General features: G+C 71.8%; 18 protein-coding genes. 10 read left to right on the plus strand and 8 right to left on the minus strand.

What is annotated here, in order from left to right; all coding sequences use genetic code 11:
• Nucleotides 1-68: 68 nt before the first annotated feature.
• The 4 genes from ACIPTO_RS12290 to ACIPTO_RS12305 are packed head-to-tail and all read right to left on the minus strand — an operon-like array spanning nt 69 to nt 5,876.
• On the minus strand, nt 69-1,229 hold the full coding sequence (locus ACIPTO_RS12290) for an acyl-CoA dehydrogenase family protein (protein WP_366313217.1): 1,161 nt from the start codon (nt 1,227-1,229) through the stop codon (nt 69-71).
• A gap of 5 nt (nt 1,230-1,234) precedes the next feature.
• Entirely contained in the window at nt 1,235-2,158 is a 924-nt protein-coding gene (locus tag ACIPTO_RS12295; protein ID WP_366314447.1) for a hydroxymethylglutaryl-CoA lyase, read from the minus strand.
• 53 nt (nt 2,159-2,211) lie between these two features.
• On the minus strand, nt 2,212-4,200 hold the full coding sequence (locus ACIPTO_RS12300; protein WP_401192105.1) for a biotin carboxylase N-terminal domain-containing protein: 1,989 nt from the start codon (nt 4,198-4,200) through the stop codon (nt 2,212-2,214).
• A gap of 59 nt (nt 4,201-4,259) precedes the next feature.
• Nucleotides 4,260-5,876: a carboxyl transferase domain-containing protein gene (locus ACIPTO_RS12305; RefSeq protein WP_401191145.1), complete on the minus strand. Its 1,617-nt coding sequence runs from the start codon at nt 5,874-5,876 to the stop codon at nt 4,260-4,262.
• A gap of 106 nt (nt 5,877-5,982) precedes the next feature.
• On the opposite strand from ACIPTO_RS12305, the gene ACIPTO_RS12310 reads away from it, so the two are divergent.
• The 4 genes from ACIPTO_RS12310 (at nt 5,983) to ACIPTO_RS12325 (ending at nt 9,919) form a co-directional block, all read left to right on the plus strand.
• Nucleotides 5,983-6,585: a TetR/AcrR family transcriptional regulator gene (locus ACIPTO_RS12310; protein WP_366313221.1), complete on the plus strand. Its 603-nt coding sequence runs from the start codon at nt 5,983-5,985 to the stop codon at nt 6,583-6,585.
• Between the two features lie 282 nt (nt 6,586-6,867).
• Nucleotides 6,868-8,025, plus strand: coding sequence for an acyl-CoA dehydrogenase family protein (locus ACIPTO_RS12315; protein WP_401191147.1), 1,158 nt, complete (start codon nt 6,868-6,870; stop codon nt 8,023-8,025).
• 36 nt (nt 8,026-8,061) lie between these two features.
• Nucleotides 8,062-8,943, plus strand: a complete 882-nt coding sequence (locus ACIPTO_RS12320; protein ID WP_401191149.1) for an acyl-CoA thioesterase — start codon at nt 8,062-8,064, stop codon at nt 8,941-8,943.
• 4 nt (nt 8,944-8,947) lie between these two features.
• The gene (locus tag ACIPTO_RS12325; RefSeq protein WP_366313227.1) at nt 8,948-9,919 is read left to right on the plus strand and encodes a cation diffusion facilitator family transporter; all 972 of its coding nucleotides are present in this window, start codon (nt 8,948-8,950) and stop codon (nt 9,917-9,919) included.
• Nucleotides 9,920-9,941: 22 nt separating this feature from the next.
• Here ACIPTO_RS12325 and ACIPTO_RS12330 read toward each other — a convergent pair whose 3' ends face one another.
• Together ACIPTO_RS12330 and ACIPTO_RS12335 are read right to left on the minus strand one after the other, a co-directional pair.
• A complete protein-coding gene (locus ACIPTO_RS12330; protein ID WP_366313228.1) occupies nt 9,942-10,733 on the minus strand; it encodes a phosphatase in 792 nt (263 codons plus the stop codon).
• A 79-nt stretch (nt 10,734-10,812) separates the two neighbouring features.
• Nucleotides 10,813-12,369 carry a PucR family transcriptional regulator gene (locus ACIPTO_RS12335; protein ID WP_401191152.1) on the minus strand — a complete coding sequence of 519 codons (1,557 nt, stop codon included), beginning with the start codon at nt 12,367-12,369 and terminating at the stop codon, nt 10,813-10,815.
• 102 nt (nt 12,370-12,471) lie between these two features.
• Between ACIPTO_RS12335 and ACIPTO_RS12340 the strand changes: the two genes are divergently transcribed.
• The 3 genes from ACIPTO_RS12340 to ACIPTO_RS12350 all read left to right on the plus strand — a co-directional run bounded on the left by ACIPTO_RS12340 (nt 12,472) and on the right by ACIPTO_RS12350 (nt 16,690).
• Nucleotides 12,472-13,956, plus strand: a complete 1,485-nt coding sequence (locus ACIPTO_RS12340) for a sodium:solute symporter (RefSeq protein ID WP_401191153.1) — start codon at nt 12,472-12,474, stop codon at nt 13,954-13,956.
• Between the two features lie 83 nt (nt 13,957-14,039).
• Nucleotides 14,040-15,008 (plus strand): agmatinase, encoded by a 969-nt coding sequence (gene speB / locus ACIPTO_RS12345; protein WP_366313234.1) that lies wholly within the window; start codon nt 14,040-14,042, stop codon nt 15,006-15,008.
• Nucleotides 15,005-16,690, plus strand: a complete 1,686-nt coding sequence (locus ACIPTO_RS12350) for a thiamine pyrophosphate-binding protein (RefSeq protein ID WP_401191155.1) — start codon at nt 15,005-15,007, stop codon at nt 16,688-16,690. The genes speB and ACIPTO_RS12350 overlap by 4 nt, the downstream gene beginning before the upstream one ends.
• A 79-nt stretch (nt 16,691-16,769) precedes the next feature.
• Here the strand turns inward: ACIPTO_RS12350 and ACIPTO_RS12355 are convergent, their stop codons facing one another.
• Both ACIPTO_RS12355 and ACIPTO_RS12360 read right to left on the minus strand, forming a co-directional pair.
• Nucleotides 16,770-17,576, minus strand: coding sequence for an endonuclease (locus ACIPTO_RS12355; protein WP_366313244.1), 807 nt, complete (start codon nt 17,574-17,576; stop codon nt 16,770-16,772).
• A 206-nt stretch (nt 17,577-17,782) separates the two neighbouring features.
• The gene (locus ACIPTO_RS12360) at nt 17,783-20,026 is read right to left on the minus strand and encodes an ArnT family glycosyltransferase (RefSeq protein WP_401191157.1); all 2,244 of its coding nucleotides are present in this window, start codon (nt 20,024-20,026) and stop codon (nt 17,783-17,785) included.
• 145 nt (nt 20,027-20,171) lie between these two features.
• On the opposite strand from ACIPTO_RS12360, the gene ACIPTO_RS12365 reads away from it, so the two are divergent.
• The 3 genes from ACIPTO_RS12365 to ACIPTO_RS12375 all read left to right on the plus strand — a co-directional run bounded on the left by ACIPTO_RS12365 (nt 20,172) and on the right by ACIPTO_RS12375 (nt 26,130).
• Entirely contained in the window at nt 20,172-21,023 is an 852-nt protein-coding gene (locus tag ACIPTO_RS12365; protein ID WP_401191159.1) for a serine hydrolase, read from the plus strand.
• A 92-nt stretch (nt 21,024-21,115) separates the two neighbouring features.
• A complete protein-coding gene (locus ACIPTO_RS12370) occupies nt 21,116-22,183 on the plus strand; it encodes an esterase-like activity of phytase family protein (RefSeq protein ID WP_401191161.1) in 1,068 nt (355 codons plus the stop codon).
• A 164-nt stretch (nt 22,184-22,347) separates the two neighbouring features.
• On the plus strand, nt 22,348-26,130 hold the full coding sequence (locus tag ACIPTO_RS12375; RefSeq protein ID WP_401191163.1) for an ABC transporter ATP-binding protein: 3,783 nt from the start codon (nt 22,348-22,350) through the stop codon (nt 26,128-26,130).
• Nucleotides 26,131-26,167: the final 37 nt, after the last annotated feature.

Genomic DNA, 26,167 nt, shown 5'->3' on the forward strand with positions numbered 1-26,167 from the left:
CCGCCGGGCGCGTCGGCCGCGCGCCCGGCGAGCCCGTCGTACGGGAGAGGGCGGTGGCCGCCGTCTCCTCAGCCGACGAGGCCCAGCTCGCGGGCGATCAGCATCCGCTGGACCTCGCTCGTGCCCTCGCCGATCTCCAGGATCTTGGAGTCGCGCCACATGCGGGCCACCGGGTACTCGTTCATGAAGCCGTAGCCGCCGTGGACCTGGGTGGCGTCACGGGCGTTGTCGACGGCGATCGTGGAGGAGTACAGCTTGGCGAGGGCCGCCTCCTTCTTGAAGGGCTCGCCCGCGACCAGGCGGGAGGCCGCGTCGCGCCAGGAGAGGCGGGAGGTGTGGGCCTTCATCTCCATGTCCGCGATCTTGAACTGGATGGCCTGGTTGGCGCCGATCGGCCGCCCGAACGCGTGCCGTTCCCTGGCGTACTTCACCGACTCGTCGACGCAGCCCTGCGCGAGACCGGTCGCGAGCGCCGCGATGGCGATGCGGCCCTCGTCCAGGATGCGGAGGAACTGGGCGTAGCCGCGGCCCTGTTCGCCGAGCAGGTTGGCCGCCGGGACGCGGACGTCCGCGAAGGACAGCTCGCGGGTGTCCGAGGCGTTCCAGCCGACCTTCGAGTACGGTGCCGCGACCGTGAAGCCGGGCGTCCCGGACGGCACGATGATCGACGAGATCAGGGGCTTGCCGTCGGGCTTGCGGCCGGTGACGGCGGTGACCGTGACCAGGCCGGTGATGTCCGTGCCGGAGTTGGTGATGAAGCACTTGGAGCCGTTGATCACCCATTCGTCGGTGTCCGGGTCCAGGCGGGCCGTCGTCCGGGTCGCGCCCGCGTCGGAGCCGCCGTCCGGCTCGGTCAGGCCGAAGGCGCCGAGCATCTCGCCGGAGCAGAGCCGGGGCAGCCACTCGGCCTTCTGGGCGTCGGTGCCGAAGAGGTGGATCGGCATCGCGCCCAGCGACACCCCGGCCTCCAGGGTGATCGCGACCGACGAGTCGACCCGGGCCAGTTCCTCCAGGGCCAGGCCGAGCGCGAGGTAGTCGCCGCCCATCCCGCCGTACTCCTCGGGGAACGGCAGGCCGAACAGGCCCATGCGGCCCATCTCGCGGACGATCTCGTACGGGAACTCGTGCCGCTCGTAGAAGTCGCCGATCTTCGGCGCGACGACGTCGTGCGCGAACTCCTCGACCGTACGGCGGAGTTCTTCCAGCTCGGGGGAGAGACGGTGGTCCATGGCGGTCACTGGTCCTTGTGGGAGAGGGCGCGGACGGTGCGGGACGGGCTGGGTCGGCCCAGTTGATCGGCCATCCACACGCTGGTGGCGGTGAGACGGTCGAGGTCGACTCCGGACTCGATGCCGAGACCCCGGAGCATCCACACCAGGTCCTCGGTGGCGAGGTTGCCGGTGGCGGACTTGGCGTACGGGCAGCCGCCGAGGCCGCCCGCGGAGGCGTCCACGGTGGTGACGCCGTGCTGGAGAGCGGCCAGGGTGTTGGCGAGCGCCTGGCCGTAGGTGTCGTGGAAGTGCACGCCCAACACCGGGGTGGGGACGCCCTGTTCGTTGAGCGCGGCCAGCAGCTCCAGGACGTGGCCCGGAGTCGCGACGCCGATCGTGTCGCCGAGGCTCAGCTCGTCGCAGCCCATCTCCAGCAGGGACGTGCAGACATGGACGACCTGGTGGATCGGGACGGCGCCCTCCCAGGGGTCGCCGAAGCACATCGACAGATAGCCGCGCACCTGCGCGTCCGCCTTCTTCGCCCGCGTCACCACCGGCTCGAACATGGCCAGCGCGTCGTCCACCGTGCGGTTCAGGTTGGCCTTGGCGAAGGCCTCGGTGGCGCTGGCGAACACGGCGATACGGCGGGCGCCGAGCGCGAGGGCGCGGTCGAGGCCGCGTTCGTTCGGCACGAGCACCGGGAGTTCGACCCCGGGCAGATCGCGCACGAGCGGGAACAGCTCCTCGGCGTCCGCCAGTTGGGGAACCCACTTGGGGTGCACGAAGCTCGTCGCCTCGATCCTGGTCAGCCCCGCGTCGGCGAGCCGCCGGACGAACTCGGCCTTCACCTCCGTGGGCACGGTCGCCTTCTCGTTCTGCAGCCCGTCCCGCGCGCCCACCTCGTGGATGCGCACCCGGGCGGGCAGACCGGGGGCCGGCACGACCATCGGGAGCGCCTCCGGCCCGCCTGTCTCCGGCCCGTGTGTCTCCGGTCCGCGTGTCACTGGTCCTCCTCCACCGGGGTGACGACCGCCAGCACCTGGTCCATGGCGACCGTCGCGCCTGGCGTCACATCGAGTTCGGCGACCGTGCCCGCGTGCGGCGCGGAGACGACGTGCTCCATCTTCATCGCCTCGACCACCAACAGGCTCTGCCCCGCGGTCACTTGATCCCCCACGGCGACCTTCACCACGGTCACCGTCCCCGGCATCGGCGCGGTCAGCGAACCGGCGCCGGAGCGGTCGGCGCCGCTGAGCGAGGCGGCCACCGGGTCGTGGTCCCGTACCTGCCAGGCGTCCCCGTCCCGGCCCAGCCAGCTGCCGTCCGGCAGGGCGGTGAAGGTGTGCACGAGTCCGTCGAGCCACAGGGTGAACCGGCCGTCGGGCCCGGCCGCCCCGGAGCCGGCCAGGGGCTTCCCCGCGCCGTCCGGCAGCAGCTCGGTCCCGCCCCCGGGTGTGCGGCGCACGCGCACGGTCACCGGGTCGTGGCCCGGCACCTGGAGCGGATGCGCCGTCCAGGCCCGCTCCCCGCCCAGCCGCCAGCCGTCGGCGGCGCCGAACGGGTCGGCCCAGCCGGAGCCCCGCCCGGGCGCGAGCGCCGCGTGCCGCAGCAGCGCCGCCGCCGCGTAGACCTCCACCGGCACCTCGCCGGGCACCAGTCCGTCCGCCTCCCGCTCGACGAGCCCGGTGTCCAACTCGCCCGCCACGACCGCCGGATGGGCCAGCAGCCGCCGCAGGAAACCGGCGTTCGTCGGCACGCCCAGGGTCACCGTGTCCGCGAGGGCCGCCCGGAGTCTCCTGAGCGCGGTCGCGCGGTCGGGGCCGTAGGCGATGACCTTGGAGAGCATCGGGTCGTAGAGGCTGCCGACCTCGGTGCCCTCGGAGAGGCCGGAGTCGGTGCGGACACCGTCGCCGGAGGGCTCGTCCAGCTTCAGGACGGTCCCGCCGGACGGCAGGAACCCGCGCGCGGGGTCCTCCGCGCAGATCCGCGCCTCCACCGCGTGCCCGGTGAGGGTGATGTCCTCCTGCGCGAAGGACAGCCGCTCGCCCGCCGCCACCCGCAGCTGCCACTCCACCAGATCGAGCCCGGTCACCCACTCCGTGACCGGATGCTCCACTTGGAGACGGGTGTTCATCTCCATGAAGTAGTACGACGACGGGTCGTTGCCCGGGACGATGAACTCGACCGTGCCCGCGCCCGCGTACCCGCACGAGCGGGCCGCCTGTACGGCCGCCTCGCCCATCGCCGCGCGCGTGGCCTCGTCCAGCAGCACGCTCGGGGCCTCTTCCACCACCTTCTGGTGGCGGCGCTGCAGGGAGCACTCGCGCTCGCCGAGGTGGACGACGTTGCCATGGGTGTCGGCCAGCACCTGGATCTCGATGTGCCGGGGGCGGTCGACCCAGCGCTCGACCAGAAGGGTGTCGTCGCCGAAGGAGGCGCGGGCCTCGCGGCGGGCGGCGGCGATCTCCTCCTCCAGGAGGGCGAGGTCGCGGACCAGGCGCATGCCCTTGCCGCCGCCGCCCGCCGACGGCTTCAGGAGGACGGGTGCGCCCAACTGGTGTGCCGCCTCGGCGAGTTCGGGGTCACGGCCGCCGGGGACGACCGGGACGCCGGCCGCCTGGACGGTCTCCTTGGCGCGGATCTTGTCGCCCATGAGGGCGATCGCGTCGGCCGGGGGACCGATGAAGACGAGCCCGGCGTCGGCGCACGCGCGCGCGAACGCCGCGTTCTCGGCGAGGAAGCCGTAGCCCGGGTGCACGGCCTGCGCGCCGGAGCGGGCCGCCGCCTCCAGGAGCCGCTCGACCGACAGATAGCTCTCGGCCGCCGGCGCGGGACCCAGCCGCACCGCCGTGTCGGCCTCGCGGACGTGCCGGGCGTCCGCGTCGGCGTCGGAGAAGACGGCCACCGAGCGCACACCGAGCGAGCGCAGGGTGCGGATCACGCGGACCGCGATCTCGCCCCGGTTGGCCACGAGGACCGTGTCGAACATCCCGGGTGCCGCGGGCGTCCCGGAAATCGCGAAGCTGTCGACCATCTCGGGCATCCTCATCACATCCGGAAGACGCCGAACTGGGGGTCCCCCAGCGGCGCGTTGGCACAGGCGGTCAGGGCCAGACCCAGCACCTGGCGGGTCTCCGTCGGGTCGATGACCCCGTCGTCCCAGAGGCGGGCGGTCGCGTAGTAGGCGCTGCCCTGGCGCTCGTACTGCTGCCGGACGGGGGCCTTGAAGGACTCCTCGTCCTCGGCGGGCCACTCCTCGCCGCGCGCCTCCAACTGGTCCCGCTTCACGGTCGCGAGGACCGAGGCGGCCTGCTCGCCGCCCATCACGGAGATCTTGGCGCCGGGCCACATCCACAGGAAGCGCGGGGAGTACGCCCGGCCGCACATCGAGTAGTTGCCCGCGCCGTACGAGCCGCCGACCACCACCGTCAGCTTCGGCACGCGCGCGCAGGCGACGGCGGTGACCATCTTCGCGCCGTGCTTGGCGATACCGCCCGCCTCGTAGTCCTTGCCGACCATGAACCCCGAGACGTTCTGCAGGAAGACCAGGGGGATGCCGCGCTGGTCGCACAGCTCGATGAAGTGGGCGCCCTTCTGGGCGGACTCGGAGAACAGGATGCCGTTGTTGGCGACGACGCCGACCGGGTGCCCGTGGATCCGGGCGAAGCCGGTGACCAGGGTCTGCCCGAACTCGGCCTTGAACTCGGCGAAGCGCGAGCCGTCGACCACGCGCGCGATGATCTCCCGCACGTCGTAGGGGGTGCGGGAGTCGACAGGGACGGCGCCGTAGATCCCGTACGGGTCGACCTTCGGCTCCACCGGCTCCGTGACCTCCCAGGGGAGGGGCCCGCGCGCGGGGAGCGTGGCGGCGATGTTCCGGACGATCCGCAGGGCGTGCGCGTCGTCCTCCGCGAGGTGGTCGGTGACGCCCGACACGCGTGCGTGCACGTCGCCGCCGCCCAGCTCCTCGGCGGTGACGACCTCCCCGGTGGCGGCCTTCACCAGGGGCGGCCCGCCGAGGAAGATCGTCCCCTGGCCGCGGACGATCACCGCTTCGTCGCTCATGGCGGGGACGTACGCCCCACCGGCGGTGCAGGACCCGAGGACGGCCGCGATCTGCGGAATCCCCGCCCCCGACATCCGGGCCTGGTTGTAGAAGATCCGCCCGAAGTGCTCACGGTCCGGGAACACCTCGTCCTGCATGGGCAGGAACGCGCCTCCCGAGTCGACCAGATAGATGCAGGGGAGGCGGTTCTCCAGGGCGATCTCCTGGGCGCGCAGATGCTTCTTCACGGTCATCGGGTAGTACGTCCCGCCCTTGACCGTGGCGTCATTGGCGACGACCACGCACTCGCGCCCGCTCACCCGCCCGATCCCGGCGATGACACCGGCGGCGGGGGCGGCCCCGTCGTACATCCCGTCGGCGGCCAGGGGAGCCAGCTCCAGGAAGGGCGAGCCCGGGTCGAGGAGGGTGTCGACGCGGTCGCGGGGGAGCAGCTTGCCGCGCGCGGTGTGCCGGTCCCGGGCGCGCTCGCCGCCGCCGAGCCGGGCCGCGGCCAGCTTCCGGCGCAGCTCCTCGCCCAGCGCGCGGTGCGCCGCCTCGTTGGCCCGCCACGCGTCCGACGCGGGGTCCGCCGCGCTCGTCAGCTCCGGTGCCTCTTGCATTCTCTGGGTCCCCTCGCACAGCGATCGGCTGCTCTCGACCGTTAATGAGCGTTAACCATTTCCTTCAGGTTAACGACCGCTAACCTCCCTGTCTAGAATTGCTTCCATGACCACGAGAACCGACGCCCCCACCCGGCGCGAGCAGATCCTCAAGGAGGCCGCGCGGCTCTTCGCCGAGCGGGGTTTCCACGGCGTCGGCGTCGACGAGATAGGCGCGGCCGTCGGCATCAGCGGCCCCGGTCTGTACCGGCACTTCCCGGGCAAGGACGCGATGCTCGCGGAGCTGCTGGTCGGCATCAGTGGCCGGCTCCTGACGGGCGCGAAGCGCCGCCTGGCGGAGGCGGAGGGCGCGACCTCCGCCGGACCGCTCCTCGACTCGCTCATCGAGGGCCACATCGACTTCGCCCTCGACGACCGCCCCCTGATCACCCTGCACGACCGCGAGCTGGACCGCCTCCGCGACACCGACCGCAAGCTGGTACGCCAACTCCAGCGCCAGTACGTCGAGTTGTGGGTGGAGGTGGTCCGCGAGGTCTACCCGGACCTGGCCGAGCCCAGCGCACGGTCCGCGGTCCACTCGGTCTTCGGCCTCCTCAACTCGACCCCCCACCTGGGCCGCCCCGGCTCCCTCCCCGGCCGCGGCGCGACGGCGCGACTGCTGCACCGGATGGCGCGGGGAGCGTTCGGGGCGGCGGAGAGGGAGAGCTGAGGACCGGGGTCCGGGGCGGAGCCCCGTGGCGGGTGGGGTGCTGGGCCGGGTGGTCGTGGCGAGCCGCGGGGCTTGGGCGGGGTCCGGGGCGGAGCCCCGTGGCGGGGTGGCCTGGCCCGCCGAGTCGGTCGGGCGGGTGGGCAAGCGCGTGGAGGATGAGCGGGTCACGGCGTGACGAGCGTTACGTACAGGTTCCGCTGGACGCTGGATCTACTCGCCGGTACCGTGAACTTCTGAGCAAGCGCTTAGACATGGACCCCGAGCTAGCTGGAGGTGGCGGCGGTGCGCCGTACGGTGTTTGACGAGGACCACGAGGCGTTCCGGGAGACCCTCCGGGCCTTCATCGAGGCCGAGGTCGTCCCCGTCTACGACGAGTGGTTCGCGGCCGGCCAGGCGCCGCGCGACTTCTACTACAAGCTCGCCGAGCTCGGCGTCTTCGGCATCCGCGTCGACGAGGAGTACGGCGGCGCGGGCATCGACTCGTACAAGTTCGAGGCCGTCCTCTACGAGGAGACCGCGCGCGCGGGCGTCACCTTCGGCGGCTCCGGCGTACACGTGCTGCTCGGCCTGCCCTACATCAAGCTGCTCGCCACCGACGAGCAGAAGAAGCGCTTCCTGCCGAAGTTCGTCTCCGGCGAGGAGATGTGGGCGATCGCGATGACCGAGCCGGGCACCGGCTCCGACCTCGCGGGCATGAAGACCACCGCCAAGCTCTCCGAGGACGGCACGCACTACGTCCTCAACGGCGCCAAGACCTTCATCACGGGTGGCGTGCACGCCGACCGCATGATCGTCTGCGCCCGCACCTCCCCGTCCACCAAGGAGGACCGCCGGCACGGCATCTCCCTCTTCGTGGTGGACACCAAGGCCGAGGGCTACTCGGTCGGCCGCAAGCTCGACAAGCTCGGCCTGAAGACCTCCGACACCGCCGAGCTGGCGTTCGTCGACGTGAAGGTCCCCGCCGAGGACCTCCTCGGCGAGGAGAACAAGGGCTTCTACTACCTCGGCCACAACCTCGCCTCCGAGCGCTGGGGCATCGCCTTCGGCGCGTACGCGCAGGCCAAGGCCGCCGTCCGGTTCGCGAAGCAGTACGTCCAGGACCGCGTGGTCTTCGGCCAGCCCGTCGCCGCGTTCCAGAACACCAAGTTCGAACTGGCCGCCTGCCAGGCCGAGGTGGACGCCGCCGAGGCCGTCGTCGACCGCGCGACCGAGGCCCTGGACGCCGGTGAGCTGACCCCCGCCGAGGCGGCCAGCGCCAAGCTGTTCACCACCGAGGTCGCCCACCGCGTGATCGACCGCTGCCTCCAGCTGCACGGCGGCTACGGCTTCATGAACGAGTACCCGATCGCCCGCCTGTACGCGGACAACCGCGTCAACCGCATCTACGGCGGCACCAGCGAGATCATGAAGACGATCATCGCCAAGGACATGGGCCTGTAAGGTCCCGGCAATTACCGCCAGGTACAACTGAACGCCATGAACGAGGCACTACAGGATCTCCTCGATCTGCTCGACCTGGAGCAGATCGAGGAGAACATCTTCCGCGGCCAGTCCCGCTCCGCCGTCGTCCCCCGTGTCTTCGGGGGCCAGGTGGCGGCGCAGGCGCTGGTCGCCGCCGGGCGCACGGTCCCCGCCGACCGCCACGCCCACTCCCTGCACGCCTACTTCCTGCGCATGGGCGACCCGGGCGCACCCATCGTCTACAACGTCGAGCGCATGCGCGACGGCCGCTCCTTCACCACCCGCCGCGCGGTCGCCGTCCAGCACGGCCGGCCGATCTTCGCGCTGTCGGCGTCCTTCCAGACGTACGAGGAGGGCCTCGACCACCAGGCCCCCATGCCGCCCGCCCCCGACCCGGAGACGGTCCCCACCGGCCAGGAGCGACTGCTCGGCTACGACCATCTCGACCAGGGAATCGTTCAACGATTCCTGGAGGCGCGTGAGGCGATCGACCTCCGGTACGTCGACGACCCGCCCTACGGCCGCTTCGGCGAGCCCCGCGAACCGCACTCCCAGGTGTGGTTCCGCACCAACGGCAAGCTCGACGGACCCGTGGACCAGCCCCTGCTCCACGTGGTGCTCGCGACCTACGTCTCCGACATGACCCTCCTGGACTCCGTGCTCCTCGCGCACGGCCGCGGCGGCTGGGCCGTAGGCGATGTCGTAGGGGCCTCGCTCGACCACGCGATGTGGTTCCACCGGCCGTTCCGCGCGGACGAGTGGCTGCTCTACGACCAGGAGTCGCCGTCGGCGTCCGGCGGGCGCGGGCTCGGGCAGGCGCGGATCTACACCCAGGACGGGCGGCTGGCCGTCTCCGTCATCCAGGAGGGCGTGGTCCGGGTTCCTCGGGAACACTGAGGGCATGGCAGAGACAGAGGAGAACGACGGTGGCGGCGAGTCCACCGCCACCGTGATCGTCGCGGCCGTCGCCAACCTGGGCATCGCGCTCGCCAAGGCGGTCGCCGGCGTCATCAGCGGCTCCAGCGCGATGCTGTCGGAGGCCGCGCACTCCGTCGCCGACACCGTCACCGAACTCCTCCTGCTGACCGCCCTCAAGCGCAGCGGCAAACCCGCCGACGAGGACCACCCCCTGGGCTACGGCCCCGAACGCTACATCTGGGCCATGCTCGCCGCCGTCGCCACCTTCGTCGGCGGCGCGGTCTTCTCGATCTACGACGGCGTGCACACCCTCGTCGCCGGCGAGGACCTCGGCGACCCGCTCGTCTCGTACATCGTGCTCGGCGTCGCCTTCCTCCTGGAGGGCTACTCCCTGCGCACGGGCGTACGCCAGGCGCGCGGCGAGGCGGCCCGCTTCGACGCCTCCTTCAAGCGCTACCTCCGCTACACCCCCGACACCGCGGTGAAGGCCGTCGTCCTGGAGGACTCCGCCGCGCTCGTCGGCCTGGTCCTCGCGGCGGGCGGCCTGCTCGGCGGCCAGCTCACGGGCTCCGGCGCCTGGGACGGCGCCGCCTCGCTGTGCATCGGCGCCCTGCTGCTCTACGTCGCCTGGGTGCTGGGCCGCTCCAACGCGGAACTCCTCATCGGCCGCCCGCTGCCCAGGGCCGTGCGGGAGCGGATCAAGGAGGAGCTGCTCGGGGTCGAACACATCGAGGCCGTACTGGAGTTGACGACCCTCGTGCAGGGCCCGCGTGAGGCGCTGGTGGCCGCGAAGATCGACTTCCGGGACCGGTCGAGCGCCGCGCAGATCGAGTGGGCCTGCGAACAGGCCGAGCAGCGGCTGCGGGAGGCGTTCCCGGCGGTCAGCCGGGTCTACCTGGACCCGACGCCGGGCTACGCGCAGCGCCGGGCGGAGGGGCTCAACCCCTGGCCGTGACCGGGGACCCGAGCCCGGTCGCTCAGGCCGACAGCCCGGCCTCGGCCAGCAGATAGGCCGTCATCGGGTCGTAGTGCCGGGGGCTGACGACGTGGTCGTCGAGCGGGACCGCCACCTGCACGGTGCCCTCGGACTCGGCGAGGAAGAGCGCGGGGTCGTTGCAGTCGGCGTAGCCCACGGAGTCGACGCCGTGGCGCCCCGCACAGCCCGCCCAGCCGTGGTCGGCGACGACCAGGTCGGGCAGCGGGCGGCCCTCGCGCTCCAGGGCGGTCAGGATCGCCTTCATCGGCTCACCGGAGTGCGTGTGCCAGAGCGTCGCGCCGTGCTCCAGGACGGCCACGTCCGCGAACTGCATGACGTACCCCTCCTCCGTCTGCAGCCCCTCCGGGATCACGACGATCTCGCAGCCCGCCGTGCGCAGGGCGGCGGCCGTGGCGCGGTGCACGTCCAGCAGACCGCCCGGGTGACCGGTCGCGAAGAGCACCCGCTGCTGCCCGTCGGCCGCCTTGCGCAGCCGCGCCGCCATCCGGTCCAGGCCGTCGACGGTCAGCTCCGGGTCGATGGTGTCCTGGCCGTAGCGGTACTCGGGATCGTCGTTGACGCCCACCCGCTCCGCCATCACCGCGAGGACGTCCTGCTCGTCGGTCCAGCGGTTGCCCAGCTCCAGCCCGAGCCAGTAGTGACGGTCGCCGTTCGCGAGCTTGCGGTAGTGGGAGAGGTTGTTCTCGCGGGGCGTGGCCACCTCGCCCGCGATACGGGTCTTCACAAGGTGGTCGACGAGCTCGGCGCGGCTGGGTGTCCCGGGTATCGGCATGGTTCCCATTGTGAAGCAGAGGGCTGTGCCCGTGCCCGGCGTCCCGCACGCTGGGATGTGGATCACTCACGGCCGCCCGTCACAGCAGGCGCAGGCCGAACCACAGCTCCATCCGTACGTCCGGATCGTCGAGGTCCGTCTCCAGCAGCGCCGCGCACCGCGCGATCCGCTGCCGCACGGTGTTGCGGTGCACGGCGAGGGCGACCGCCGTACGGTCCCAACTCCCGTGCAGGGAGAGCCAGGTGCGCAGGGTCTCGACGAGAGCGGGGTGCGCGGCGAGCGGCGCGAGGAGGGTGCGGGCGTGTTCCTCGGCCGTGTCGCGCGGGAGCAGGTCGGCGAGCCCGGCGCGGCCGGAGGCGCCGTGCCGCACCAGCGCGGTACGGGTCGCACGCGCGCGGGCCAGGGCGCGGGCCGCCTGCCGGTCGGCGGCGGACCAGTCCTCCGGGGCGACGGGGGCGCTGACCCCCAGGGTCCAGCCGGGCTGCGGGGCGGGTGCGCGGTCGCCGGGGACGAGGACCCGTACGGCCTCCGGTGCCAGGTCGAGCAGCGCGGAACCGAGGGCGGCGCCCAGGGCGGAGGCGGCGACGGGGTCGGCGGCGGGGCCGGCTCCGGTGTCGGGCAGCGCGTGCACCACCAGCCACCGGTCACCGCCGAGCAGCGACGCCACGTCCGCCGGCGGGGCGCCCAGCAGCAGCCGTACCAGCGCCGAGGACCGGTCCGCTCCCGTGCGGCTCTGGTGCTCGCCGGTGAGGAGGGAGAGCAGGACGGCGGCGACGGAGGCGATGGTGTGGTCACCGGGCGCCCGCTGCGGGGCGGCCACCCCCAGGACGAAACCCTGGCCGGTCCCGAGGGCATAGGCCGCGAGGTGGATGCCGGAGACGGTGTCGGTGGCGGACGTGGGGGACGGGGCGGCAGCGGCGGAGGGCCGGACCACCCGCGCCAGCCCCGCCAGGGCCTCCCGCACCTCCCGCGCCTCCGTGTCGCTCGCCCCCGCGCCCCGTCCCGCCCCGGCGATCTCCGTCCCGTCGGGGCCGAACAACACGGCCTGGCCGCCGACCCGTTGGGCGAGCTGGCGCAGCACCGAGGGGAGCGGGTCGGGGCGGGAGGCCGCCGCGGCCAGGCTCTGCTGGGCCTCGGTGACGCGGCGGAGTTCGGCCAGGCGGGCCTGGGCCATCAGCTGCCAGACCGCGCGGGCCACACGGGAGAAGGGGGTGGGCGGCGGGACCTCCAGGAGGGGGAGGCCGTAGTGGTCGCAGGCGGCGACCAGGGCGCGCGGCACGGTGTCGTGGACCGGGGCCACGCCGAAGCCGAGGGCCACTCCGCCCGCCTCGACGATCCGGGCGACGTAGTCGTCGAAGTAGGTGCCCGAGCCGGCCGCGTCCGGGATGTGGACGCCCGCGGTGAGCAGCAGTTCGCCGCCGAGCAGATACGGATAGGGGTCCGTCATCTCGGACACGTGCGCCCAGTGGATCGCGATGCCGGGGTCGGCGGGCCCGGCGATCTGCCGCAGCCCCAGGTCCTCGCGGGCGAGCAGGGATGCGAGGGGCACGGGGGGAGTAGGAGGAGTGGGGGGAGTGGGCGGAGTAGGGGGACCAGAGGGAATCGTCGGGTCCGGCATGGTGGACGTTTCCTCCATCTCCTTGGGCTCGGATGGATGAAACGTACACTTCGCAGTCGCTTTCCGGCCACCTACTGTCGACGCAGACCAGGCAGCGAGCCCGCGAAGGAGGCCCCCCTTATGGCCGTCGACTACACCGTGATCGTCGTCTACCTGGCCGGCATGCTGGCCATGGGCTGGTGGGGCATGCGCCGCGCCAGGTCCAAGAGCGACTTCCTGGTCGCGGGCCGCCGCCTGGGCCCGGTCATGTACTCCGGCACCATGGCCGCGATCGTCCTGGGCGGCGCGTCCACCATCGGCGGAGTCGGCCTCGGCTACCAGTACGGCCTGTCCGGCGCCTGGATGGTCTTCACCATCGGCCTCGGCCTGCTCGCCCTCTCCGTGTTCTTCTCCGCCCGGATCGCCCGCCTGAAGGTGTACACCGTCTCCGAGATGCTCGATCTCCGGTACGGCGGCCGGGCGGGCGTGATCTCCGGCGTGGTCATGTGGGCCTACACCCTGATGCTCGCCGTCACCTCGACGATCGCCTACGCCACGATCTTCGACGTCCTCTTCGACATGAACCGCACCCTCGCGATCGTCCTCGGCGGCTCGATCGTCGTCGCGTACTCGACGCTCGGCGGCATGTGGTCGATCACCCTCACCGACATGGTGCAGTTCGTGGTGAAGACGATCGGCGTGCTCCTGCTCCTGCTGCCGATCGCGGTCGTCAAGGCGGGCGGCTTCGGCGAGATGAAGGCGAAGCTGCCCACCGGGTACTTCGACCCGCTGGGCATCGGCGGCGAGACGATCTTCACCTACGTCCTGATCTACACGTTCGGCATGCTCATCGGCCAGGACATCTGGCAGCGCGTGTTCACCGCGGGCAGCGACAGGACCGCCAGGTGGGGCGGCACGGTCGCGGGCACCTACTGCCTCGTCTACGCCGTCGCGGGCGCCGTCATCGGCACGGCGGCCAAGGTCCTCTACCCGGACCTCGGCAGCCCGGACGACGCCTTCGCCACCATCGTCAAGGACGAACTCCCCATCGGCGTAAGAGGGTTGGTGCTGGCCGCCGCCCTGGCCGCCGTGATGTCGACGTCGTCCGGCGCGCTGATCGCCTGCGCCACCGTCGCCAACAACGACATCTGGTCGCGGCTGCGGGGAGCGGCCAAGGGCCGGGACGGCGAGGAGGGGCACGGCGAGGACGGACACGACGAGGTGCGCGGCAACCGCGTCTTCATCCTCGTCATGGGCGTCGGCGTGATCGTCACGGCGATCGCCCTCAACAACGTCGTGGAGGCGCTGACCGTCGCCTACAACCTCCTCGTCGGCGGACTCCTCGTCCCCATCCTCGGCGGCCTGCTCTGGAAGCGCGGCACCGCACAGGGCGCACTCGCCTCGGTGATCGTCGGCGGCCTCGCGGTCGTCGGCCTGATGGCGGCCTACGGCATCCTCGCCAACGAGCCTGTGTACTACGGCCTGTTGCTGTCTCTGGCCGCCTATGTGACCGTCTCCCTCGCCACCCCGCCGACCGACGCGGCGGTCCTCGCCGCCTGGCGGGACCGGCTCGCCGGACGCGGCGCCCCCGAACGGGCGTCCGAACCGGTCGCCGTGCACCAGTAGAGTCGTAGCGGACGCGCAAACAGCCACAAGCTGCACGTAATCCATCCCATACGTCACGAAGCGTAGGAAAGAAGGCAGTCCCCATGACCAGCAACGAGACGCCCCGCGGCCCCGTCGACTCCTCGCGCTTCCCGCGGTTCGCCGGCCCCGCGACCTACGCCCGGCTGCCGCGCCTGGACGAGGTCGGGACCGCGGACGTGGCCGTGGTCGGGGTGCCGTTCGACGCCGGGGTCTCCTACCGGCCGGGCGCCCGCTTCGGCGGCAACGCGATCCGCGAGGCGTCCCGGCTGCTGCGTCCCTACAACCCGGCGCAGGACGCGTCCCCCTTCGCGCTGGCGCAGGTCGCCGACGCCGGGGACATCGCGGCGAACCCGTTCAACATCAACGAGGCCGTCGAGACCATCGAGGAGGCGGCGGACCAACTCCTCGACACCGGAGCGCGGTTGATGACCCTCGGCGGCGACCACACCATCGCGCTGCCGCTGCTGCGCTCGGTCGCGAAGAAGCACGGCCCGGTGGCCCTGCTGCACTTCGACGCCCATCTCGACACCTGGGACACCTACTTCGGGGCCGAGTACACCCACGGGACGCCGTTCCGCAGGGCGGTCGAGGAGGGCATCCTCGACACGGAGGCGCTCTCGCACGTCGGCATCCGCGGTCCGCTGTACGGCAAGCAGGACCTCAAGGACGACGAGAAGATGGGCTTCGGCATCGTCACGGCGGCGGACGTGTACCGCCGGGGCGCCGACGAGGTCGCCGACCAGCTGCGTCAGCGGATCGGCGACCGGCCCCTCTACATCTCCATCGACATCGACTGCCTCGACCCGGCCCACGCGCCCGGCACCGGCACCCCCGAGGCCGGTGGCCTGACCTCCCGCGAACTTCTGGAGATCCTGCGCGGCCTGGCATCCTGCAACCTGGTGTCGGCGGACGTCGTCGAGGTGGCACCGGCGTACGACCACGCCGAGATCACGTCGGTGGCCGCGTCGCACACCGCGTACGACCTGATCACGATCATGTCCCGTCAGATTGCCGAGGCTCGTTCGAAGTGACCCACGACCACGACCTGGAACTCCGCCCGACGGCCGCACAGATCTCCGCCGCCCTGAACCCGCCCCCCGGGCGCAACGGCGGTGACCTGGTCGTGGAGACCCTGGCAGGCCTCGGCGCCACGACGGTCTTCGGCCTGCCGGGGCAGCACGCCCTCGGCATGTTCGACGCGCTGCGCCGCTCCGACCTGCGGTACATCGGCCTGCGGGTGGAGAACAACGCGGGATTCGCGGCGGACGCCTACGGCCGCATCACCGGCGAGGCGGCCCCGCTGCTGCTGTCGACGGGCCCGGGCGCGCTGACGTCACTGGCCGCGCTCCAGGAGGCGAGGGCGGCCTCGGCCCCCGTCCTGGCGATCAGCAGCCAGATCCCGACGGCCGGCCTGGGCGGCGGCAGGCACGGCTACCTCCACGAACTCCCGGACCAGTCCGCCTCGTTCAGGGGTGTGGTGAAGTCCGTCCACACGGTCCGCACCCAGTCGCAGATCCCGTCCGCGATCGCCGAGGCCTGGAAGTCGGCGCTGACGGCCCCGCACGGGCCGGTGTGGGTGGAGATCCCGCAGGACGTGCTGCTCGCGCCGACCCTCCTCCCGGTGGTGACGGCGGTGGACGCGACCCCGGAGGACCTGGTCCCGCGGCCCGAACTCACCGCCGTGGCAGCGGACTTGCTGTCGCGCGCCGCCCGCCCGGCGATCATCGCGGGCGGCGGAGTCGTACGGGCGGACGCCTCGAAGAAGCTGCGGCAGCTGGCGGAGAAGATCAACGCCCCCGTCGTCACGACCCCCGGCGGCAAGGGCGCGTTCCCCTGGACGCACCCCCTCTCCCTCCAGTCCTGGCTGGAGGACCGCCATACGACGGACTTCCTGGAAGACGCGGACGTCGTCCTGGTGGTCGGCTCAGGACTGGGCGAACTCTCCTCGAACTACCACACGTTCAGGCCGCGCGGCCGGGTCGTCCAGATCGAGGCGGACCTCGGCAAACTGGAGTCCAACCACCCGGCGCTGGGCATCCACGCGGACGCCTGGCACGCGCTGCAGGCGCTGCTGGAGACGGTCACGGAGCGACCGGACGAGACCGCGGCCGAGCGGGTCGGCGAGGTGCTGACCCGGGTCCGCGAACGCATCGCCGCCCAGGAACTCACCCTGGAACAGAGCGTGTTGGCATCGGTCCGCAAGGCCCTCCCGCCCACCTCCCCCTCCTTCTGGGACATGACGATCCTCGCCTACTGGGCCTGGTCGGCCTTCGACGCGAAGGGCCCGAACCACCTCCACTCCGCCCAGGGCGCCGGCGGCCTCGGCTACGGCTTCCCGGCGGCGCTCGGCGCGGCGGCGGCCGACCCCACCCGCCCGGTGCTGGCGGTGTCGGGCGACGGCGGCGCGCTGTACTCCGTCGCGGAGCTGGCCACGGCCAGGCAGTACGACCTGAACGTCACCTGGCTCATCGTCGACGACGGCGGCTACGGCATCCTCCGCGAGTACATGACGGACGCGTTCGGCGAGGCCACGGCCACGGAACTGACCCGCCCGGACTACGTCGCGCTGGCGGAGTCGTTCGGGGTGCGGGGGACGCGCACGACCCCGGAATCCCTGGAGTCCGACCTGACGAAGGCACTGGCGGAACCGGGGCCCTCCGTGGTCGTACTCCCGGCGCTGCTGCGGATGTTCGCGGCCACGCACCTGGGGTGAGGGGCTCCTCCGCGACAGGAATGACCTGACGCCTGAACTCCCGCCGAAGCAGCGGGAGTTCAGGCCGGACGGCTGCTTCCTACCAGATCGCCTCGACCCACTCCGGGTGGTCGATGAACGGGTTGCGGTTGTGCTGGTAGGTGTCGTAGATGACCTGGTTGCGGTTCTCCTCGAAGGCGCTGGGCGGGTCCGCCGCGCTCCAGGCCTTAAGGACGGAGAGCTTGCCCATGTAGGGGTTGCTGCCGTTGTTGACCTTCTCGTTGGGCTCCAGGTCCGCGAAGCCGTCGTCGCCCTCGTAGCGCACGGCCATGTAGAGGATCATGCGGGCCACGTCGCCCCGGTCCGCCGCGCGCGGCGCGAAGGAGTCGGAGTCGACGGTGCTGCCGCCGCCGTTGGTGACCGCGCTGCCGCCGTTGTCGAAGTCGAGGTTGCCGCGGATGCTGTTGACCTGGACGTCCGCGGGACGCAGGTGGTGCAGATCCGTGCCGGGGCCGATCGACTCGCCGAAGTCGCCGTGGGACTTGGCCCAGGTGTGCTCGCGGTTCCAGTCGCCGACGTCGCCGCCGTTGAGGGACTTGGCGCGGGACACACCGCTGTACAGCAGGATCACGTTGTTGCTGTTGTTCGGGTCCTGGTCGGTGACCTTCAGCGCGTTCCACACCGCCGCGTACGAGATCTTCGTGACGTTGGTGCTGATGATCGTGTGCAGCGAGGACTTGAGGGCGGTGCCCGTCTTGCCGACCGCGTTCTTGTAGTACGTCGAGTCGTACGCGGTCGTCGTGGCCGACGCGGGGGTCGCGGTCAGGGTCGGCGCGGCGAAGCCGACCAGGACGGCGGCGGTCGTCAGCGCCACCGATTTCCAGCGGTGGATCCGTGTCCCAAGCATAAAGAGTGTCCCATCTACGCGGGTTGAATGGGGCGGTAGACGGGAGCGTGACATGTTCATGCGGCCCAGTAAATAAACGGGACGTGTCGATCCGGTGACCTGAAGCGACAATCTGCCCCGTGTCCAGGCGAGTTGACCCGACGAAACGGCCCCCGATCACAGAACTCGGCTGTGATCGGGGGCCGTTGACCGTCACCCACGGAGCGTCAGCCGACGTCCGACGGGTCCAGGCGGTAGAGCGAGGCGGTGGAGGACGTGGAGGAGGTCGACGTCGAACTCTTGCTGTACGCGCTCTCCTTGACCGCCGTACCGTGCTTCTTCACCCAGGTGGCGACCTCGGTGCTCAGGCTGTTGCCGCCGCCCATACCGCCGCTGCTGATCTGGATGTAGTGCAGCTCGCCCTTCTTCACGATCTCCTTGAGCTTGGCGACCGTCATCGCGTTGTCGGAGCCGGTGAAGCCCCACATGGAGATGACCGGCTCCTTGGCGCTCAGCTCGATCTGCGCGGAACTCTGCGAGTTGGACACCGCGAGCAGCCACTTGGCGCCGTCCTGGTGCTTCTTCAGGTACGCGATGAGTTCGGTGGACGCGCCACCGCCCATGCCACCGCCCCCGCCGCCGAAGCCGCCGCGCTGTCCGCCCGTGCCACCGCCGGGCGCCGTTCCGCCCGCCTCGCCGGTGCCGCCGGGCGCCGTTCCGCCGGTGCCGCCCGGAGCCGTGCCGCCGCCCTGGGGCAGCTCGCCGTTCCCGCCGCCCGGCATCATCCCGCCGCTGCCGCCCGGCAGTTCGCCGTTCTGCTGCCCGCCGCCGGGGAAGCCGCCCCCGGCCTCGCCGCCGGCCTGGCTGTTGCCGCCGCCCCGCTGGGTGCCGCCCGCCATGTCGCCGCCGGGGAAGCCACCGCGGTTGCCGCCGCCGGGTCCGCCGCCCATGCCGCCGCCCGTCGAGGGGCCGGCCGTCGGGTTGGTGCCGCCCATCATGCCGCTGGAGGAACCGAAGGCGGGCGAGGCCGCGTACGCCGTCGGGCCCGCGAGGGCCGCCACGACCGCCGCGGCGAGGGACGCGGTGAGCAGCCGCGCCTTGTTGCCGGAGCGGAAGACGAACAGGCCCACGATCGCGAGGACCATGACCACGGCGACGGCCGGCCACAGCCAGGTGTTCCAGCCGGAGGCCCGGCGCAGCAGCACGATCGCCCAGATCCCGGTGACGCCGAAGGCGGCCGGCAGCACCCACACCCAGCGCTTGTCGGCGCGGTGGGCCTTCAGCAGCATCACGCCACCGCCGCCGCACAGCGCGGCGATGCCCGGGGCGAGCGCGGTCGTGTAGTACGGGTGCATCGTGCCCTGCGCGGTCGCGAAGATCACGTAGTGCAGGAGCAGCCAGCCGCCCCACAGGACCAGGCCCATCCGGCGCCGGTCGGTGCGCGGGGCGCGCCCGCACAGCACCAGGCCGCCGATCAGGGCGATGGCGGAGAAGGGCAGCAGCCACGAGATCTGGCCGCCGAGGATGTCGTTGAACATCCGGCCGAGACCGGCGGAACCGGAGAAGCCGCCGCCACCACCGCCGCCTCCGCCACCGTTGCCCTCGCCGCCGAAGACGCGGCCGAGGCCGTCGTAGCCCATGATCAGGTCCCAGGCCGAGCCGTCCGTCGAGCCGCCGATGTACGGGCGGTCGGAGGCCGGGACGAGGGAGACGGCGATCGCCCACCAGAAGCTGGAGACCGCCAGGACGACCGCGGCCAGCAGCAGGTTGACGATCCGCTTCACCCAGGGCGCCTTCGACGCGTACAGGTAGAGCGCGAAGACGGCCGGCAGCGCGATCCAGCCCGCCAGCAGCTTGGTGTTGAAGGCGAGGCCGAAGCAGGCCGCCGCACCGAGCAGCGGAAGCAGCTTCTCGTCACGGGTGGCGCGGAAGGCGAGCGCGGCGCCCGCGACCATGAGGAGGACCAGGATCGTGTCGGGGTTGTTGTCGCGGTTGATGGCGACGGTGATCGGGGTCAGCGCGAGGACCAGCGCGGCGACCGTCGCCGCGCCGTGGCCCCAGATCCGCTTCACGTTCGTGTGCAGGATCCAGATCGTGCCGAGTGCGGCCCCGATCTGCGGCAGCATCATCTGCCAGGTCCCGAAGCCGAAGATCCGGCACGACAGGCCCATGACCATGAGGGCGAACGGCGGTTTGTCGACGGTCAGGAAGTTGCCCGGGTCCAGCGAGCCGAAGAACCAGGCCTTCCAGCTCTTCGTGCCGGCCCAGACGGCACCGCTGTAGAAGGTGTTCATGCTGGAGCCGCTCAGGTTCCAGGAGTACAGCACGGCCGCCAGGACCATGATCGCGGCCAGGGCGGGCAGCGACCAGCGGGGCGCCTTCTCGGGCGGCGCGTCGGCGGGTGGGGCCGGCGGCGGCCAGTCGGCGGACGCGGGTTCGGTGTGGGGGTGCGGATCGGTGGCAGATGTCACCCACGCATCGTGCGAAAGCAGGGTGGGAGGGTGCTGTGCCGTACCTGGCCGCCGCCTGTGAATTCGCACAGGGCCGGGTAATGCGTCGCACAACCGTTCTCCGACCCGTACAACCTTTCATGCCTTCCTGTGAGTCAACTCGGGCATGACTCAGTCTCATTGGACATCGCGCCGGGCCAGAGTGGTGGCCGTCGGCGTGGGCGCCGGGATGCTCATACCCGTCCTGGCCGCCGCGACGCCCGCTGCCGCGGCCACCCCGACGGTCAGCTGCACGTCCGCGAAGGCGGGGCTGGCCGCCAAGTTGAAGAAGGACATCACCGCCGCCCTCGCGACCCGTAAGGGAACCGTCGCGGTCGGCCTCTACGACCGGACCACCAAGACCACCTGCACCCTGCGGGCGACGAGCGCCTACGACTCGGCGAGCACCGTCAAGGTCACCGTCCTCGCCACGCTGCTCTGGGACGCGAAGAAGCACAACCGCCTGCTCACCTCGCGCGAGACGACGCTCGCCACCGCCATGATCACCAAGTCGGACAACGACGCGACCTCCACCCTGTGGAAGCAGCTCGGCCTGACGAAGATCAAGGGCTTCCTGTCCGCGGCCGGCATGACCCAGACCAAGCCCGGCGCGAACAACTACTGGGGTCTGACCCAGGAGACGGTGACCGACGAGCAGAAGCTGCTCAAGCTGGTCACCGCCAAGAACACGGTGCTGAGCGACAACTCCCGCGCGTACATCCTGAAGTTGATGAACCAGGTCGTCTCGTCGCAGCGCTGGGGCACCCCGTACGGCGCCCCGTCCAAGGTCACCGTGCACGTCAAGAACGGCTGGCTGCAGCGCTCCACGCACGGCTGGCGCGTCCACAGCCTGGGCACCTTCAACGGCGGCGGCCACGACTACATGATGTCCGTGCTCACCCAGGACAACAGCACGATGAGCTACGGCATCACGACGATCCAGGGTGTCGCGAAGGCGATCCACAAGGACCTGGCCTAGGTCGTGTCCGCGGCGGGCGCGGGGCCTGTGCCGGGGAAGCGCTTCACCGCGCGGTCTCCCGCAGGTCATCCGTCCGCCCTACGGTGACGCCCATGCGCCTGAGAACCGTACTCGCCACCGCGACCGCCGGCCTGGCGGCCGCCACCTGCCTCACCGCCGCCGGGCCCGCGACCGCCGTCAGTACCGGGAGCACCAACTCCCCTACCGCCAGAGCCTGTTCGTCGTCCGTGTCGATCGACCGCTTCTCCGACGCGCTCGACAAGACGACGTACGACGGCACCTTCGTCGGCAACTTCTCCGCGCTCGCGCTGGACCGGGACGGCTCGCTGGCCGCCCTGGAGGACCGTTCCTCGCTGTTCGACCTGAACGCGAGGACGCTCCAGCCCGAGCGGGCCGTCCACCTCACCGACGAGAACGGCGCCGACCTCGACTCCGAGGGCCTGGTCATCGATCGCGACGGCACCCGTCTCATCACCTCCGAGACCGAGCCGTCGATCCGCCGCTACTCCGTCGACGGCACGATCCTCGACCGCCTCCCGGTCCCCGCCCCGCTGCTGGTCGCCCCGGCCGGCCGGGCCGTCTCCAACCAGACCTTCGAGGGCCTGACCCTGCTGCCCGGCGGCCGCACGCTCCTCGCGTCGATGGAGTACCCGATCGCCGGGGACACCTCGGGCGCCGTCCGCTTCCAGACCTGGACCCGGACCAAGGGCGGCCACTTCAGGCTCGCCGCCCAGTACGCCTACAAGACCGACGCGGCCTTCCTCGGCGTGCCCGAGGTGCAGGCCCTGCCCGACGGCCGCCTCCTCGTCCTGGAGCGCGGTTTCACCAGCGGCGTCGGCAACACGGTCCGCCTCTACCTGGCCGACCCGCGCCGCGCGACGGACACCAGCGGCGTCGACCACCTCACCGGCCAGCCCGGGGTCCGCCTGATCAGGAAGACCCTGCTCGCCGACATCGCCGACTGCCCGTCCCTGGGCGCCACCGCGAAGCAGCCCCAGCCGAACCCCCTCCTCGACAACATCGAGGGCATGGTGATCACGGGCAAGGAGCGGGGCGCGAAGGGCCGCTACAAGGTGCTGCTGGTGAGCGACGACAACCAGAACACGGCCCAGACGACCCGCTTCTACTACCTCCGGGTCCGCGTGACCCCCGCTTTCTAGTCTTCCAGGGGCGCGGGGAACGGCGCGACCGGCCACGACGGCGCCGCACCCGGAAAGGGACCCCTCCGCGCGAAGCGCATTGTTGCGGAGGGATGAAATCCGCTTCGATCCGTGTTGGTGCCTTCCGTTAGACCGGCTGATCAGGGGCGAACGGAAGGCACCGCGTGGCAGCGAAACAGGGGGAGAAACAAGGCTGGGCCCGAAGGCTCGCCGGATACGCGTGGCGCCACCCCAAGGACGTGGTCCTCGCGCTGGGCGCCTCCCTCGCGGGCATGGCGGTCATGGCCCTCGTGCCCCTGGTCACCAAGGTGATCATCGACGACGTGATCACCGGCCACACCCGCTCCATGGCCCCCTGGGCAGGCGCCCTGATCGCCGCCGCGGTCCTCGTCTACGTCTGCGCCTACGTCCGCCGCTACTACGGCGGACGCCTCGCCCTGGACGTCCAGCACGACCTGCGCACCGAGATGTACGGGACGATCACCCGCCTCGACGGCCGCCGCCAGGACGAGCTGTCCACCGGCCAGGTCGTCGGCCGCGCCACCAGCGACCTCCAGCTGATCCAGGGCCTCCTCTTCATGCTCCCGATGACCATCGGGAACGTCCTCCTCTTCGCGCTCTCCCTCGCGATCATGGCGTCGCTGTCCCTCCCGCTGACCCTGATCGCACTGGCCGTCGCCCCCGCCCTCGGCGTCATCGCGAAACGCAGCCGCAGCAAGCTGCACCCCTCCACCTGGTACGCGCAGGCCCAGGCCGCCGCCGTGGCCGGTGTCGTCGACGGCGCCGTCAGCGGCGTCCGCGTGGTGAAGGGCTTCGGCCAGGAGGACCAGGAGACCGGAAAGCTCCGCGAGGTCGGCCGCCGCCTCTACGCGGGCCGCCTCCGCACGATCCGGCAGAACGCCCGCTACACCCCCGCCCTCCAGGCCGTCCCCGCCCTCGGCCAGGTCGCGATGCTCGCGCTCGGCGGCTGGCTCGCGGTGCGCGGGCACATCACGCTCGGCACGTTCGTCGCCTTCTCCACCTACCTCGCCCAGCTCGTCGGCCCCGTCCGCATGCTCGCCGTCGTCCTCACCGTCGGCCAGCAGGCCCGCGCCGGCACCGAACGCGTCCTCGAACTGATCGACACCGAGCCGTCGATGACGGACGGCACCAAGGAACTCCCCGCCGACGCCCCGGCCACGGTCGAGTTCGACGACGTCTCCTTCGGCTACGCCCACGAACGCCCGGTCCTCGACGGCCTCAGCTTCGAGATCCGCCCCGGCGAGACCCTCGCCGTCGTCGGCTCCTCCGGCTCCGGGAAATCGACCGTCTCCCTGCTCCTCCCGCGCTTCTACGACGTCAGCCACGGCGCCGTCCTCATCGGCGGCCACGACGTCCGCGAACTCACCCTCGACTCGCTGCGCGCCGCGATCGGCCTGGTCCCCGAGGACTCCTTCCTCTTCTCCGACACGGTCCGCAACAACATCGCCTACGGCCGCCCCGACGCGACCGAGGACGAGATCCTCACCGCCGCACGCGCCGCCCAGGCCGACCGGTTCATCCAGGTACTCCCCGCGGGCTACGACACGACGGTCGGCGAGCACGGCCTCACCCTCTCCGGCGGCCAGCGCCAGCGCGTCGCCCTCGCCCGCGCGATCCTCACCGACCCGCGCCTGCTGGTCCTGGACGACGCCACCTCGGCGGTCGACGCCCGCGTCGAGCACGAGATCCACGAGGCCCTGAAGCAGGTCATGCGGGGCCGCACCGCCCTCCCGTCGCCCGACCACCACCCCTCAACGAGCGCTGTCGCGCGCACCACCCTGTTGATCGCGCACCGCCGCTCCACCCTCAACCTCGCCGACCGCATCGCCGTCCTCGACGGGGGCCGCCTCGCCGACATCGGCACGCACGACGAACTCCAGCAGCGCTCCCCGCTCTACCGCCGCCTCCTCACCGACCCCGACGAACTCGGCGGCGTCTCGCCCGGCCACGCCCAGGCGGTCGCACCGGCCGAGGACACCTCCGTACGCGACGAGCTGGACGCGGAGTTCGACGCCGAGCGCGGGGTCACGCCCCGGCTGTGGAGCGGCGACCGCGAGCCCAAGGACACCGCGCTGTCCGGGATGCCCGCGACGCCCGAACTCCTCGCGCAGGTCGACGCGTTGCCCCCGGCGACCGACGTCCCCGACATCGACGAGGCGCGCGCCGTGCGGGCCGAGGACTCCTACGGGCTGCGCCGGCTGCTGCACGGGTTCGGCGCCCCGCTGCTGATCAGCCTCGGCCTGGTCGCCGTGGACGCGGGCATGAGCCTGCTGCTGCCGATCATGATCCGGCACGGCATCGACCAGGGCGTCAGCAAGCTGGCGATCGGCGCGGTCTGGTCGGCGTCGATCCTGGCCCTGCTCGCGGTGGCCGTGCAGTGGGCGGCCCAGCGCGGCGAGACCCGTATGACCGGCCGTACCGGCGAACGGGTCCTCTACACCCTCCGGCTGAAGATCTTCGCCCAGCTCCAGCGTCTCGGACTCGACTACTACGAGCGGGAGTTGACCGGCCGGATCATGACGAGGATGACGACGGACGTCGACGCCCTCTCGACCTTCCTGCAGACCGGCCTGGTCACGGCGTTCGTCTCGGTCGTCACCTTCTTCGGCATCATGGTCGCCCTGCTGGTCATCGACGTGCAGCTCGCGCTGGTCGTGTTCGCGACCCTGCCGCCGCTGGTCGTCGCCACCTTCTTCTTCCGCCGGGCGAGCGTGAAGGCGTACGAACTCGCCCGTGAGCGCGTGTCGTTGGTCAACGCCGACCTCCAGGAGTCGGTGTCGGGGCTGCGGATCGTGCAGGCGTTCCGGCGCGAGCAGGACGGCCGCCGGCGCTTCGCCGAGCGCAGCAGCAGCTACCGCGAGGCCCGCACCCGGGGCCAGTGGCTGATCTCGATCTACTTCCCCTTCGTCCAGCTGCTGTCGTCGGTGGCGGCGGCGTCCGTACTGATCGCGGGCGCGGGCAGGGTGGACGCCGCGACCCTGACGACCGGCGCGCTGGTCGCCTACCTCCTCTACATCGACCTGTTCTTCGCCCCGGTCCAGCAGCTCTCCCAGGTCTTCGACGGCTACCAGCAGGCGACCGTCTCCCTGGGCCGCATCCAGGAACTGCTGCGGGAACCGACGTCCACCCGGGCCGCCGACGAACCCCTCGACGTCCTCTCCCTCCGCGGCGACCTGGCCTTCGAGGACGTGCACTTCGCCTACGGCGACGAGGAAGAGGCCCTGGCGGGCGTCGAGTTGACGATCCCGGCCGGCCAGACGGTCGCCTTCGTCGGCGAGACCGGCGCGGGCAAGTCGACGCTCGTGAAGCTGGTCGCCCGCTTCTACGACCCGACCGGCGGCCGGGTCACCGTCGACGGCACCGACCTGCGCGCCCTGGACATCACGTCCTACCGCCGCCACCTCGGCGTCGTCCCCCAGGAGGCGTACCTCTTCCAGGGCACCGTCCGCGACGCCATCGCCTACGGCCGCCCCGACGCCACCGACGCCGAGGTGGAGGCCGCGTCCCGCGCGGTCGGCGCCCACGAGATGATCGCGACGCTCGACGGCGGCTACCTCCACGAGGTCGCCGAGCGCGGCCGCAACCTCTCGGCGGGCCAGCGCCAGCTGATCGCCCTGGCCCGGGCGGAACTCGTCGACCCCGACATCCTCCTCCTGGACGAGGCCACGGCAGCCCTGGACCTGGCCACGGAAGCCCAGGTCAACCAGGCCACCGATCGCCTCGCGGGCCGCCGTACCACCCTCGTCGTGGCCCACCGCCTGACGACGGCGGCCCGCGCGGACCGGGTCGTGGTGATGGACCACGGCAGGATCGTGGAGGACGGCACGCACGACGAGCTGCTCGCCCTCGACGGCTACTACGCCGAGCTGTGGAGGACGTTCGTCGGAGCGCCCGAGACGGAGGAGCCGGTCGCGGCGGCCGGCTGAGGGCCGCGCAACCATGTGACGTACGTCGTGCGTCCGT

The sequence above is a fragment of the Streptomyces sp. NPDC090083 genome (assembly GCF_044747445.1).
GTDB lineage: Bacteria > Actinomycetota > Actinomycetes > Streptomycetales > Streptomycetaceae > Streptomyces.

What these genes read in the sequence shown, in the direction of transcription:
- ACIPTO_RS12310 (WP_366313221.1), top strand. Translation starts at nt 5,983, where the DNA reads ATGACCACGAGAACCGACGCCCCCACCCGGCGCGAGCAGATCCTCAAG.
- ACIPTO_RS12290 (WP_366313217.1), bottom strand. Translation starts at nt 1,229, where the DNA reads ATGGACCACCGTCTCTCCCCCGAGCTGGAAGAACTCCGCCGTACGGTC.
- ACIPTO_RS12370 (WP_401191161.1), top strand. Translation starts at nt 21,116, where the DNA reads ATGCGCCTGAGAACCGTACTCGCCACCGCGACCGCCGGCCTGGCGGCC.
- ACIPTO_RS12355 (WP_366313244.1), bottom strand. Translation starts at nt 17,576, where the DNA reads ATGCTTGGGACACGGATCCACCGCTGGAAATCGGTGGCGCTGACGACC.
- ACIPTO_RS12325 (WP_366313227.1), top strand. Translation starts at nt 8,948, where the DNA reads ATGGCAGAGACAGAGGAGAACGACGGTGGCGGCGAGTCCACCGCCACC.
- ACIPTO_RS12320 (WP_401191149.1), top strand. Translation starts at nt 8,062, where the DNA reads ATGAACGAGGCACTACAGGATCTCCTCGATCTGCTCGACCTGGAGCAG.
- ACIPTO_RS12340 (WP_401191153.1), top strand. Translation starts at nt 12,472, where the DNA reads ATGGCCGTCGACTACACCGTGATCGTCGTCTACCTGGCCGGCATGCTG.
- speB (WP_366313234.1), top strand. Translation starts at nt 14,040, where the DNA reads ATGACCAGCAACGAGACGCCCCGCGGCCCCGTCGACTCCTCGCGCTTC.
- ACIPTO_RS12330 (WP_366313228.1), bottom strand. Translation starts at nt 10,733, where the DNA reads ATGCCGATACCCGGGACACCCAGCCGCGCCGAGCTCGTCGACCACCTT.
- ACIPTO_RS12365 (WP_401191159.1), top strand. Translation starts at nt 20,172, where the DNA reads ATGACTCAGTCTCATTGGACATCGCGCCGGGCCAGAGTGGTGGCCGTC.
- ACIPTO_RS12335 (WP_401191152.1), bottom strand. Translation starts at nt 12,369, where the DNA reads ATGGAGGAAACGTCCACCATGCCGGACCCGACGATTCCCTCTGGTCCC.
- ACIPTO_RS12305 (WP_401191145.1), bottom strand. Translation starts at nt 5,876, where the DNA reads ATGCAAGAGGCACCGGAGCTGACGAGCGCGGCGGACCCCGCGTCGGAC.
- ACIPTO_RS12300 (WP_401192105.1), bottom strand. Translation starts at nt 4,200, where the DNA reads ATGTTCGACACGGTCCTCGTGGCCAACCGGGGCGAGATCGCGGTCCGC.
- ACIPTO_RS12295 (WP_366314447.1), bottom strand. Translation starts at nt 2,158, where the DNA reads ATGGTCGTGCCGGCCCCCGGTCTGCCCGCCCGGGTGCGCATCCACGAG.